The sequence below is a fragment of the Streptomyces sp. NPDC037389 genome (assembly GCF_040636475.1).
GTDB classification, from domain to species: domain Bacteria; phylum Actinomycetota; class Actinomycetes; order Streptomycetales; family Streptomycetaceae; genus Streptomyces; species Streptomyces hesseae.
The window spans coordinates 518,546-530,777 of record NZ_JBEZUS010000002.1; the positions used below are offsets into that span (position 1 = coordinate 518,546).

Annotated in this window: 11 protein-coding genes; 2 read left to right on the forward strand and 9 right to left on the reverse strand. The window is 71.8% G+C overall.

The genetic code is table 11. The features are described from left to right. Positions 1-74: 74 nt before the first annotated feature. The 8 genes from AB0E98_RS05915 to AB0E98_RS05950 form a co-directional block, all read right to left on the reverse strand. Positions 75-1,403, reverse strand: coding sequence for a class I SAM-dependent RNA methyltransferase (locus AB0E98_RS05915; RefSeq protein ID WP_361699004.1), 1,329 nt, complete (start codon positions 1,401-1,403; stop codon positions 75-77). A gap of 110 nt (positions 1,404-1,513) precedes the next feature. Beyond that, positions 1,514-3,565, reverse strand: a complete 2,052-nt coding sequence (locus tag AB0E98_RS05920; RefSeq protein ID WP_361699006.1) for an APC family permease — start codon at positions 3,563-3,565, stop codon at positions 1,514-1,516. Positions 3,566-3,680: 115 nt separating this feature from the next. Further along, positions 3,681-4,817, reverse strand: coding sequence for a cytochrome P450 (locus AB0E98_RS05925; protein ID WP_361699008.1), 1,137 nt, complete (start codon positions 4,815-4,817; stop codon positions 3,681-3,683). Beyond that, positions 4,781-6,133 (reverse strand): cytochrome P450, encoded by a 1,353-nt coding sequence (locus AB0E98_RS05930; RefSeq protein WP_361699368.1) that lies wholly within the window; start codon positions 6,131-6,133, stop codon positions 4,781-4,783. Before AB0E98_RS05930 ends, AB0E98_RS05925 begins: the two co-directional genes overlap by 37 nt. Before the next feature lie 272 nt (positions 6,134-6,405). Next, a complete protein-coding gene (locus tag AB0E98_RS05935; RefSeq protein ID WP_311610886.1) occupies positions 6,406-7,008 on the reverse strand; it encodes an ATP/GTP-binding protein in 603 nt (200 codons plus the stop codon). Next, positions 6,986-7,348: a DUF742 domain-containing protein gene (locus tag AB0E98_RS05940; protein ID WP_311610888.1), complete on the reverse strand. Its 363-nt coding sequence runs from the start codon at positions 7,346-7,348 to the stop codon at positions 6,986-6,988. Before AB0E98_RS05940 ends, AB0E98_RS05935 begins: the two co-directional genes overlap by 23 nt. After that, the gene (locus tag AB0E98_RS05945) at positions 7,345-7,788 is read right to left on the reverse strand and encodes a roadblock/LC7 domain-containing protein (RefSeq protein WP_361699010.1); all 444 of its coding nucleotides are present in this window, start codon (positions 7,786-7,788) and stop codon (positions 7,345-7,347) included. The genes AB0E98_RS05940 and AB0E98_RS05945 overlap by 4 nt, the downstream gene beginning before the upstream one ends. After that, entirely contained in the window at positions 7,785-9,509 is a 1,725-nt protein-coding gene (locus tag AB0E98_RS05950) for an ATP-binding protein (RefSeq protein ID WP_361699012.1), read from the reverse strand. Before AB0E98_RS05950 ends, AB0E98_RS05945 begins: the two co-directional genes overlap by 4 nt. Before the next feature lie 548 nt (positions 9,510-10,057). On the opposite strand from AB0E98_RS05950, the gene AB0E98_RS05955 reads away from it, so the two are divergent. Together AB0E98_RS05955 and AB0E98_RS05960 are read left to right on the forward strand one after the other, a co-directional pair. After that, complete coding sequence (locus AB0E98_RS05955) at positions 10,058-10,726, forward strand: TrkA family potassium uptake protein (RefSeq protein WP_361699014.1); 669 nt, start codon at positions 10,058-10,060, stop codon at positions 10,724-10,726. Next, the gene (locus tag AB0E98_RS05960) at positions 10,723-11,400 is read left to right on the forward strand and encodes a TrkA family potassium uptake protein (RefSeq protein ID WP_361699016.1); all 678 of its coding nucleotides are present in this window, start codon (positions 10,723-10,725) and stop codon (positions 11,398-11,400) included. Before AB0E98_RS05955 ends, AB0E98_RS05960 begins: the two co-directional genes overlap by 4 nt. A gap of 94 nt (positions 11,401-11,494) precedes the next feature. Here AB0E98_RS05960 and AB0E98_RS05965 read toward each other — a convergent pair whose 3' ends face one another. Next, positions 11,495-12,232, reverse strand: a complete 738-nt coding sequence (locus AB0E98_RS05965; RefSeq protein WP_361699018.1) for a DUF3159 domain-containing protein — start codon at positions 12,230-12,232, stop codon at positions 11,495-11,497.

Here is a 12,232-nt window from a genome sequence, read left to right on the forward strand (position 1 = left end):
TCCGCCAGGCCGCACGGGCTGTCTGGCGGACGGGGACGCCTCTGTCAGCCGCGTCGAGGAGCACACGCGGACAGTCAGGCGTCCGTCGGCACCGGCTTCAGGATCGCCACGCACTCCACGTGGTGCGTCATCGGGAACAGGTCGAACGCCCGCAGCTTCACCGGCTCGTAGCCCTCCTCCGCGAAGTACTTGAGGTCGCGGGCCAGGGCCGCCGGATCGCAGGCCACGTACGCGATGCGGCGGGCGCCCAGGGTCGCCAGGTGGCGGACGGTCTCGCGACCCGCACCCGCCCGCGGCGGGTCCAGGACGACGATGTCGGCGCTGTCGATGCGGGTGCGCGGGAGGACGGACTCGACCTTGCCCTGTTCGATGCGGACGCGGTCCAGGTCGCGGAGGTTGTGGCGGGCGTCCTCGACGGCGCGCTTGCTGGACTCGATGCCGAGGACGGCGCCCTTGTCGCCGACGCGCTCGGCGAGGGAGCCCGCGAAGAGGCCGACGCCGCAGTAGAGGTCGAGGGCCATGTCGCCCTTGCGGGGCATCAGGCCCTGCATGACGGCCTTGACGAGGGTGTCGGCGGCCTGGGGGTGGACCTGCCAGAAGCCGCCGGCGCCGACGCGGTAGGTGCGGTCGTCGGCGCGCTCGCGGACGAAGGCGCGGCCGTGGACGGGGTGGACCTGCTTGTCGCGCTCGCCGATGCGCATGACGGAGACCGGCTTGTCGAGTTCGACGATGGGCAGGCGGCCGCCCGGCTTGGGGGTGAGGATGACCTGGCGGTCGTGGGAGCCGGTGGCGGCGATGGCCTCGACCGAGGCGATCTGCGGCCACTCGCGCTTCTCGATGCCCAGCTCGGTGACGCCCGGGGCCGCGATCATGCAGTGGTCGATGACCTGGACGTCGTGCGAGCGGTGCTTGCGCAGGCCCGCGTGGCCCTCGGCGTCGATCGCGTACTGGACGCGGGTGCGCCAGGCCGGGACCTCGCCCGCCGGGAGCTTGTCGCCCTCGGCCGGCATGACCGTGCCGTCCCAGCCGGCCTCCTCGGGGGTGAGGCCCGCGAGGCGCTGGAGCTGCTCGGCGATGACCTCGCCCTTGAGGCGGCGCTGCGCGCCCGGCTTGGCGTGCTGCCAGTCGCAGCCGCCGCACTTGCCCGGGCCCGAGAAGGGGCAGGGGGCCGGGACGCGGTCCTTGGATGCTTCCAGGATTTCCACCGCGTCCGCGCGGAGGAAGCGGGACGTCGACTCGCCCTCCGTCACCCTCGCCACCACGCGCTCGCCCGGCAGCGCGTGGCGGACGAACAGGACCCGGCCCGACTCCGTGCGGGCCACACAGTGGCCTCCGTGGGCCACCGGGCCGACCTCGACCTCGTACTCGTGGCCGACCAGCGATGCTTCGGTCTCGTGCTGCATGACTGGTCGACTCCAGAAAGTAGAGAAAGGGGTGCGGCGGGAACGCTGGACAACAGCCGTCCAGTTTACGTCCCGCCGCACCCCATCAGCGACATCGGTGCCCCGCGCCGCTACTTCTTCGTCGCGGCCTTTTCCTTCTTGGGCTCCCCGACCGGGCCGCGGCGCACCGCGCCCGGCGCGTTCCACTCGGCGCGCTTGCGGGCCCGCCGCTTCGCGGCTTCGGAGGAGTCCAGCTGCCACGGCACGGAGGTGACCATCACGCCGGCGGTGAAGAGCAGGCGGCCCTTCAGGCGCAGGGCGCTCTGGTTGTGGAGCAGGTGCTCGTACCAGTGGCCGACCACGTACTCGGGGATGTAGACGCTGACCGCGTCGCGCGGGCTCTCCTTGCGCAGGCCCTTGACGTAGTCGATGACGGGCCGGGTGATCTCACGGTACGGCGAGTCGAGGATCTTCAGCGGGACATCTATGCCGCGCCGCTGCCACTCTTCGCGCAGGGCCTTGGTCTCGGCCGCGTCGACGCTGATGCTCACGGCCTCCAGGGTGTCGGAGCGCATCAGCTTGGCGTAGGCCAGAGCCCGGAGGGTGGGCTTGTGGATCTTGGAGACCAGGACGATGGAGTGCACCCGGGAGGGGCGGACGGTCTCGTCGCCGGGCTCGTCGGGGGCGGCGATCTCCTCGGCGACCCGGTCGTAGTGGCGCCGGATGGCGGTCATGGTGGCGTAGAAGATCACCATGCCGAGGAGGGCGACCCAGGCGCCGTGGGTGAACTTCGTGACCAGCACGACGACCAGGACCAGGCCGGTGAGGAGGCCGCCGAAGGTGTTGATGGCGCGGGAGCGCATCATGCGGCGGCGCTTGGCCGGGTCGGTCTCGGACCGCAGGAGGCGGTTCCAGTGCCGGACCATGCCGGTCTGGCTCAGGGTGAAGGAGACGAAGACGCCGACGATGTACAGCTGGATCAGCTTGGTGGAGTCCGCGCCGTAGATGTACGTCAGGACGGCGGCGGCGCCGGCCAGCAGCACGATGCCGTTGGAGAACGCGAGCCGGTCGCCGCGGGTGTGGAGCTGGCGCGGCAGGTAGCGGTCCTGGGCGAGGATCGAGCCGAGCAGCGGGAAGCCGTTGTACGCGGTGTTGGCCGCGAGGAACAGCACCAGCGCGGTGGCGGCCGCCAGCACGATGAAGAGGAACGATCCGTTGCCGAAGACGGCCTCGGCGACCTGCGAGATCACCGGGTTCTGGGTGTAGCCGTCGCCGACCGGCGTGCCGTTCTTCAGCAGGTCGGTGGCCGGGTTCTCGGCCATCCGCACCTTGGTGGCCAGGGCCAGGCCGATGATGCCGCAGAACATGGTGACGGCCAGGCCGCCCATCAGGGCCAGGGTGCTGGCGGCGTTCTTGGACTTCGGCTTGCGGAAGGCGGGGACGCCGTTGCTGATCGCCTCGACGCCGGTGAGCGCGGCGCAGCCGGACGAGAAGGCGCGGAGCAGCAGGAAGACGAGGGCGAAGCCCGCGAGGCCCGTGTGCTCGGCGTTGATCGTGTAGTCGGCGGTGGGGGCCTTCATGGTGTCGCCCGCGATCAGGCCGCGGTAGGCGCCCCAGGCGATCATCACGAAGACGCCGCCGACGAAGACGTAGGTGGGGATCGCGAAGAGCTTGCCGGACTCCTTGACGCCCCGGAGGTTCATCAGGGTCAGCAGCACGATCACGGCGATGGCGCACGCGGTCTTGTGCTCGACGACGAAGGGGATGGCGGAGCCGAGGTTCTCGATGCCGGAGGCGATGGAGACCGCGACGGTGAGGACGTAGTCGACGAGCAGGGCGCTGGCGACGGTCAGGCCCGCCCTGGGGCCGAGGTTGACGTTGGCGACCTCGTAGTCGCCACCGCCGCTCGGGTAGGCGTGGACGTTCTGGCGGTACGAGGCGACCACCGTGAACATCAGCACGACGACCGCCACCGCGATCCATGGGCTGAAGTGGTAGGCGGACACACCCGCCACGGACAGCACGAGAAGCACTTCGCCCGGCGCGTACGCCACGGAGGAGAGCGGGTCGGAGGCGAAGACGGGAAGGGCGATGCGCTTGGGGAGAAGGGTTTCTCCCAGCTTGTTGCTGTGCAGCGCCCGGCCGATGAGGATCCGTTTCGGCAGGTCGGTCAGTTTGGACACGCAGAGGATCGTACGGGTTCCGTATGGATGCGGCCCACACCCCTCCCGCCGGGAGTCGATCCGACGTACGCTACGCGATCACTCCCGGTGGGTAAAGGGCAGTTCAAGAGCCGGCCTACGGTCGGAGCCTCACCGGCAGCGCGCGATGGCCGTTGGAGATGAAGGACTCCACCGGGCTGAGCTTGTCCGGGGCCGCCGCCGGCGACATCTCGGGGAAGCGGGCGAAGAGCGCGGGCAGCGCGACGGCCGCCTCCAGCCGGGCCAGCGGGGCGCCGAGGCAGAAATGCACGCCGTGACCGAAGGAGAGGTGCTCCTTGGTGGCACGCATCACATCGAAACGATCGCCGTCGTCGCCGTAGAGGCCGGGGTCGCGGCCCGCGGCGGCGTAGGCGGCGATGATGGCGTCGCCCTTGCGCAGCATCACTCCCCCGTCCAGCTCGATGTCCTCCACCGCGTAGCGCAGCGGGAGGTTGGCGACGGGTGCCTGGACGCGCAGGGTCTCCTCGATCACATCGTCCCAGCCGGCCTTGCCCTCGCGGACGAGGGCGAGCTGCTCGGGGTGGGTGAGCAGGGCGTGGATGGCGTTGTCGAGGAGGTTGACGGTGGTCTCGTGGCCCGCGCCGATCATCAGCAGGAGGGTGTCGACGAGCTCCTGCTCGCCCAGTCTCCCGTCCTCCTCGTCGCGGGCGGAGATCAGCACGCTGGTCATGTCGTCACCGGGGGTCTCCCGTTTGAGGGCGACGAGACCGCGCAACAGGGCGTAGAGCTCGCTGTAGGTGGCGGTGACCTCCTCCGGGTCGGCGGAGGTGTGGAAGATCGAGTCGACGCAGCGGCGCAGGCCCTCCCGCGTGGTCTCGTCCTCGACGCCGAAGAGCTCGCAGATGACCTGGATGGGGATGGGGTAGGCGTACTCCTCGCGCAGGTCGACGACCGCGCCGGGCGGGGTGGCGTCGAGGCGGTCGAGGAGGTCGGCCGCCATCCGCTCGATCCGCGGGCGCAGGGCGGCGGTGCGGCGGGCGGTGAAGGCCTTGGCGACGAGGGTGCGCAGCCGCTTGTGGTCACTTCCGTAGGCGGTGAACATGTTGGTCACCGCGACCCAGGTGTAGAGCGGCCACTCCGGGGAGATCTCGCCGTTGATCCAGGCGGGCCAGTGCCGGTGCGGGTCCTTGGAGACCCTCGGGTCGGTCAGCAGCCGCTTGAGCAGCGGCTGGCTGGTCACTGCCCACGCCGCCACGCCCCCAGGGAGCTCCACGGGGACCGCTTCCCCGAGGGCGCGGAGGCGGGCGGCTTCGCCGTGGATGTCACGGCCGGCGGGATCGATGGTGACGGGGCAGGGCTGGCGGTCCATCGGCGGTCTCCAGAGGTCTCGGCCGGGGTCGGCGCGGACGGCTGAGGGTGGGGGGCCATACCGGGGTGTACGGGCGGGGGCGCCGGCACGGGGACGGGTACCGGGGGGAAGCGCACCGGCAGCGCGGTGAGCGCGCGGTGGAACGGGCCGGGCCGCCAGACGAGCCGGTCGGCGGGCACGGCCAGCTCCAGGTCCGGGAGCCGGTCCAGCAGCCGCTCGACGGCGGCGGCCGCGATGAGCCGGGCGGGGTCCTTGGCGGGGCAGTGGTGGGGGCCCGCGCTCCAGGCGAGGTGGGCGCGGTTGCCGGCCCGGCTGCCGGCCGGGTGGCCGGTGCGCAGGGCGGGGTCGGTGTTGGCGGCGGCGAAGCTGACCACGACGGGCTCGCCCGCGCGCAGCGGGACGTCGCCGAGGCTGTCGTCGGCCAGGGGGTAGTGGACGGCGTAGTTGGCCATGGGCGGGTCGAGCCAGAGGACCTCGTCGAGGGCGTCGTCGACGGGCAGGCTGCCCCCGGCGAGGTCGCCCGCGAAGCGGTCGTCGGAGAGCAGCAGCCGCAGCGCGTTGGCGATCAGGTTCTGCTGGGGCTCGGTGCCCGCGCCGATCAGGACGACGAGCTGATGGAGCATCTCCTCGTCGCTGAGCTGGACGGGGTGGGCCATCAGCCAGGAGATCACGTCCGCGCCGGGCTGCCGGCGCTTGAGGGCGATGAGCTCCAGGAGGCTGCTGGTGATCAGGGCGTCGGCGCGCTCGGCGTCGACGCCGTCGAAGATGCCGGAGAAGCCCTCGACGAGCCGGTCGCCGAGCTCGGGCGGGCAGCCGAAGAGCTGCTGGAAGACCAGCAGTGGGAGGGTCTTGGCGTAGCTGCCGAGCAGGTCGGCCTCGCCGAGCGCGGTGAAGCGGTCGATGAGGCTGTCGGCACTGCGCTCGACATAGCCGCGCAGGGCGTTGGGGTCGATCCGGGCGAGGCTGTCGTCGACGGCCTGGCGGTAGCGGTGGTGGTGGTCGCCGTCGGAGAACAGGCAGTTGGGCCGGTAGGCCATCATCGGCACCACCGGGTTGTCCGCCTCGACGCGGCCGTCGGCGAGAGCGCGCCAGTGGCGGGCGTCCTTGACGAACCGGTCGGGGCTGCGCAGGACCTCCAGCGCGGCGCGGTAGTCGGTGACGAGGGTGGCCTTGACCCGGGGGGAAAGCTCCACGGGCGCGGCGGGCCCGTACTGCCGCAGCCGCTGGTAGACGGCGTGCGGGTCGGCGGCGAAGTCGGGCCCGTAGAGCGGGGTGTACGTCGTCGGCTGCGCCTGCTGGGGGTACGCGGCGGGCGGTGCCTGCCGGCCGTACGTCGTGGGCGGCTCGGTGTACGAGGTGCCCGGTGCCCGCGAGGCGTACGTCGCGGGCTGTTCCCGCGAGGGGTTGGGCGTGGGCGGCGCCTGTGAGGGGGGCGTCGTGGGCGGCGCCTGGTGCGCGGGGCACCCGGGGGGTGGTGCGTCCGGGCGGAAGGTCACACGTGCTCCTGGGCGATGCGGGCGCTGAGGTATTCCACGAGGGTGATCAGGGCGCGGGTCGAGGAGACCCGGTCACGGGCGTCACAGGTGATCAGCGGGGTCTCCGGGAGCAGGTCGAGGGCCTCACGGATCTCCTCGTCGGGGTACGCGGGGGCGCCGTCGAAGTGGTTGACGGCGACCGCGTACGGCAGACCGAGCTCCTCCAGCAGCCCCATGACCTCGAAGGACTGGTCCAGCCGCCGGGTGTCGGCGAGGACGAGCGCGCCGAGCGCGCCATGGGTCATGTCCTGCCAGAGCCGGGTGAAGCGCTGCTGGCCGGGCGCGCCGAAGAGATAGAGGACGAGGCTCTCGCTGAGGGTGAGCCGGCCGAAGTCCATGGCGACGGTCGTGGTGGTCTTGCCGTCGATGCCGGCCAGGTCGTCGACGAACGCGCCGGCCTGGGTCATGGTCTCCTCGGTGCGCAGCGGCCGGATCTCCGACAGCGAGCCGACGAAGGTGGTCTTGCCGACCGCGAAGTGCCCCACGACGAGGATCTTCGCCGCGGTCCGGACGGTACGGGGCAGGTAGACGGCTCCGTCAGAGGCGAGCGCGGAGTCCATCGAGCACCTCCTGGAGGATCTGGGCCTCGGGCAGCTCTGCCGAGGGGATGGGGGCCCGGGTGGAGAGGTGGCCGCTGTCGACGAGATCGCCGAGCAGCACCTTGACGACGCTGACGGGCAGCATCAGATGGCCGGCGATCTCGGCGACGGACAGGGCGCCGCCGAGACAGAGCTCCATGAGGGCGTGCTTCTCCGGACTGAGGCCGCCGAGCGGCCGGTCCTCATGCGCCATCACCAGGGTGACGAGGTCAAAGGTGTTGCGCGTGGGGTGGGAGCGGCCCTCGGTGACGACATACGGGCGGACCAGCCCTTTGTCGCGTCGCGGCGCCGGCGGGGTCATGCCTGGCTGCCCGGGCTGCCCTGCCAGGCGCCCGTGCCCTGCCGGGGCGGGCTCACCAGTTCCTTGCCGAGCCTGTCGACGGTCTTCTGCATGCGGTAGGTGACGGCTTCCATGTCGACGTTCTCGCTCGCCGAGACGGCGAGGTAGGCGCCGGGGCCGGCGGCGATGAGGAAGACGTAACCGTGGGCGAACTCGATGAGCGTCTGCCGCCAGGGGCTGTCCTGGTTCTGCGGGTGGGTGCAGAACTCGGTGGTGGAACGGCTGATGGACTGGAGCCCGGAGAGGGCGGCCGCCTGGCGCTCGGCCTCGTCGCGGTCGATGCCCTGGGAGTGGGCGCGCAGCATGCCGTCGGCGGAGAGCAGGATCGCGTGCCGGGCCTCCGGCATCTTGACGACCTCGTCCAGCATCCAGCCCAGCTCTTTGTTCATGTGGTCGTTCACGCGTGCGGGTTCCCTTCGTCTTCTACGGGGGTGGGGGCGTGGGCGTCGGCCTGCGGAAGCCGTTCCGGCAGCGGTCCGGGGCCGGGGGCGCCGGGCAACGGCGGGAGGTGGTGCTCACCGGTGCGGCCGGTGCGGGTGCCGCGGGCGAACGCGCCCATGCGCCGGGCGGTCTCCTCCGCCGAGCGCTCCGGGGGGAGGTCGGTGGGCGGCATCGGGGCGGCCGGCCGGGAGTGGCGCTGCTGGCCGGGCCCGGGCTGCCTGCGGCGGCGCTTGGGCAGTCCGCCGGCGGTGGAGCCGGTCACGTGCGGGCTGCCGGCGGGGTGCGGGGTGCCGGTGGCATCCGGAGCGCCGGGGCTGTGCGGGGCACCGCTGTTGTGCGAGGTACCAGTGCCGTGCGGGCTGCCGGTGTTGGGCGATGCGCCGGTGCTGTGCGGGGTACCGGTGGCGTGCGGAGTGCCAGTGGTGTGCGACGTACCGGCGCTGGGCGACGTACCGGGCAGGTGCGGTGTGGCGTGGGGGGCGGAGGGTGCGGTGCCCGTGCCCTCGGCGGGCCGGTCCGCGCCTCCGCCGTACGCGGGGGGCTCCTGAGGCGCGTGGGTGCGCTCCGGCTGGCGGGTGCGCGGCCGGGAGGGGCCGCGCGGGGCGGGCACGGTCGGGGTGTGCCGCGCCTCCTCGTCCCGGCCGCGCTCCCGCAGGGGCGTCGTGCCGGGCCCGTCCAGCTCCAGCTGGGTGAGCAGCGCGGAGGGCAGGAACAGGACGGCGCGGACACCTCCGTACGGGGAGCGGGTGTCGACCGAGACGCTGAAGCCGTAGCGCGCGGCGAGCACGCCGATCACGGGGAAGCCGAACTGCGGCGGGTCGCCGAGGCGGGAGACGTCCACCGCCCGCCGGCCCGAGAGCATGGCGACGGCTTCCTGGATCTCGCGGCCGTCCATGCCCACGCCCGCGTCGTCGATGACGACGCACGCGCCGTTGTGCACCGGCTGGAGGCTGACCTCGACGATGGTGTTGGGCTGGGAGTGCCGGGCGGCGTTGTCGAGGAGCTCGGCGACGGCGAGGACGACGGGCTCGACGACCCGGCTGACGACCGCGAGCTCGTTCTGGCCGCTGTGCACCCGGACGCGGCGGTAGTCGCGGATCCGGGAAGTGGCGCCCCGGACCACGTCGGTCAGCGGGGAGGCGACGCGCTGCCTGCCGGGCCAGGAGCCGCAGAGCACGGCGATGGCCTGCGCGCGCCGGCCGAACTGGGCGTTGGCGTGGTCGATCTCCAGCAGGTCGCGCAGGACGTCGGGGTTGTCGTGCCGCTCCTGCATCTCCGAGATGGCCAGCTGCTGCTCGTGCGCCAGCCCCTGGAGGGCGCGCATGGACGCCTTGAGCGCGGCCTTGGCGGACTGGTCCGCCCGGCTCTGCGCCTTCTCCACGGCCTGGGCGAAGAGGTCCATCACATCCTGGAGGCGCAGCGCGAAGAGGGTGCCGGCGAGCCGCGCGTCGAGCGGCCCGGGCAGCGGCACCTCCTGGTTGACGGCGTCCGCGACCGCGGGCAGCCGGACACCGACCAGATGCCCGATCTCCTCGTCACGTGCCTGGACGCTCTCCTCCAGCTGGGCGACACGCCTGCGCAGTCCGGCGGTGATCGAGCGCTGACGGATCAGCAGGACCGCCACGGCGGCCACCGCGACGACCAGACACCAGATCACCACCTGGAATATGTGATCAGACATCAATTCCTCTTGGACGAAGGGGGCTTGCGGTCGGAGGGACAGGTCGGCACCCTGACGTCCCGTCCAGAAGCGGAATACGCGGATCATCCTAACCGCGCACATGACCATGCGTCCGATCTCCGTCACGAGTCCCGAACATGCTTGCGCATGCCTTTCGTCCCTTCAAGGGGATGGGGTTCACGTCACCCCGATTCAGGGCCGGTCCGGGACCGATTCAGGACCGGTCCCGAACCGATTCGGAGGCGCCGGGAGGGGTGTCGGCAAGGGGCGCCGGGAGGGGTGCGGAACCCCCATCCGGGGAGGGGTCGCGAGGGGCCCCAGCGGCTGCGGCAGGCCCGGTCGGAGGACCGGTCGGAGGTCCTGGCGCCCGGTCGTCCGGGGGTTGCGGATACGGTGGTGGCATGCGCTCGGTGCGGACAAAACTCCCATCGAGCACATCGCGTCGTACCCTCGGGCCCTCGCCCGTGGGGCCGTGAGTCGAGGAAGAAAGTTGTGAGCAGGGTGTTGGTGCAGGTCAGCGCGGTAGTCCGGAGCTTGGGGCAGGCGTAATGCACATCGTGATCATGGGGTGCGGGCGAGTGGGCTCGGCCCTCGCGCAGACCCTTGAGCAGCAGGGCCACACGGTCGCCGTGATCGACCAGGACCCGACGGCCTTCCGCCGTCTGGGATCCGGGTTCGGCGGACGCCGGGTGACCGGCGTCGGCTTCGACCAGGACACGCTGCGTGAGGCGGGCATCGAGGAGGCCGGCGCCTTCGCCGCCGTGAGCAGCGGCGACAACTCCAACATCATCGCGGCCCGGGTGGCCCGGGAGATGTTCGGCGTCGAGAACGTGGCGGCCCGTATCTACGACCCCCGCCGTGCCGAGGTCTACCAGCGGCTCGGCATCCCGACCGTGGCCACCGTGCGGTGGACCGCCGACCAGATGCTGCGGCGGCTGCTGCCGTCGGGCGCGGAGCCGCTGTGGCGCGACCCCAGCGGCGGTGTGCAGCTCGCCGAGGTCCCCATCGCCGAGGCGTGGGTCGGCCACAAGGTGAGCGCCCTCCAGGAGGAGACCGGGGTGCGCGTGGCGTTCCTCACCCGACTGGGCGAGGCGATGCTGCCGACGTCCTCCACGGTGCTTCAGGAGGGCGATCTGGTGCACGTGATGATGCGCACCGACGAGCTCGAGAAGGTCGAAGCGGCCTTCTCGCAGGGGCCTGAGGAGGGTCACCGATGAGGGTCGCTATCGCGGGTGCCGGGGCCGTCGGCCGTTCCATCGCGGGCGAGCTGCTGGAGAACGGGCACGAGGTCCTGCTGATCGACAAGGCCCCCTCGGCCATCTCCGTGGAGCGGGTGCCGCTGGCGGAGTGGCTGCTGGCCGACGCCTGTGAGATCACCTCGCTCGACGAGGCGGCGCTCCAGCGCTGCAACGTGGTCATCGCCGCCACCGGTGACGACAAGGTCAACCTGGTCGTCTCGCTGCTCGCCAAGACCGAGTACGGGGTGCCCCGGGTCGTGGCCCGGGTGAACAACCCCAAGAACGAGTGGCTCTTCACCGAGGCCTGGGGCGTGGACGTCGCCGTCTCCACCCCGCGTCTGATGTCGGCGCTGGTCGAGGAGGCCGTGAGCGTCGGCGACCTGGTGCGGCTGCTGCGCTTCAGCCAGGGCGACGCCAACCTCGTCGAGCTCACCCTGCCGCCGGAGTCGGCGCTGGCCGGCATCCGCGTCGGCGACGTGGACTGGCCGGAGGACACCTCGCTGGTCACCATCATCCGCGGCAACCGCGTGCTCACCCCCAACCGGGAGGACGCGCTGGAGGCCGGCGACGAGCTGCTGTTCGTGGCCGCCCCGGCCCGCGAGGAGCAGCTGGAGGACCTGCTGTCGGTGCGCCGCGAGGCTACCGCCGACTGAGTCCGGTCCGTACGGACCTTGCGTACGTGGAGGGCCCCCGGGAATCAATCGTCCCGGGGGCCCTCCACGTCGTTCAGGGCGGTCGTACGGCCGCTCAGCGGGCCGTCGCCTCGGCCTCGCGCTCGCGCTCCGCGAGCTCGGCCGCCTCCATCTCCGCGAAGACGTCGATCGGCGGCGGGGCCTTGGACAGGAAGATCCAGGTCAGATAGACCGACAGCAGCATCGGCGGGATGCCGAGGGCCACCTTCACCCAGCCCAGCTGGGTGACGTCACCCCACCAGTAGAGAGGGAAGAGCACCGCCGACTTGGCGAGCAGGATCAGCCCCCAGGCCCAGCTGGCCTTGGTGTAGGCGACCTTCCGGCCGGGGTTGCGGGTGCGCCAGGAGAGGTTCTCCTTGAACACCGGGCCCAGGATCAGGCCCATCAGCGGATAGCCGGCCACGGCCGAGACGATGTATCCCACCGCCAGGCCCAGGGTGTAGAGCATGCCCGGCAGGTAGAAGTTCTTGGCGTCGCCGGACATCATCGCGAAGACCGCGCCGAAGGCCACGCCGAAGACACCGCTGAAGGCGTGCTTGAGGGTGTCCTTGCGGACCAGGCGGGCGACGCCCAGGAGGAGCGAGAGGCCCAGCGCGGCGATGGCCGCGACGTGGATGTCGCGCTTGACCGTGTATATCGCGACGAAGACCAGACCGGGGACGGTGGTCTCCACCATGCCGCGCACACCGCCGAAGGCCTCGAAGAGGGCGGCCTCGGTGGCCGCCCTCGAGTCCGCGCCCTGCGCGTCCGGCGTCGCTTCCTGCTGGTCCGTCGGCTTGTCGAAGGACGGCAA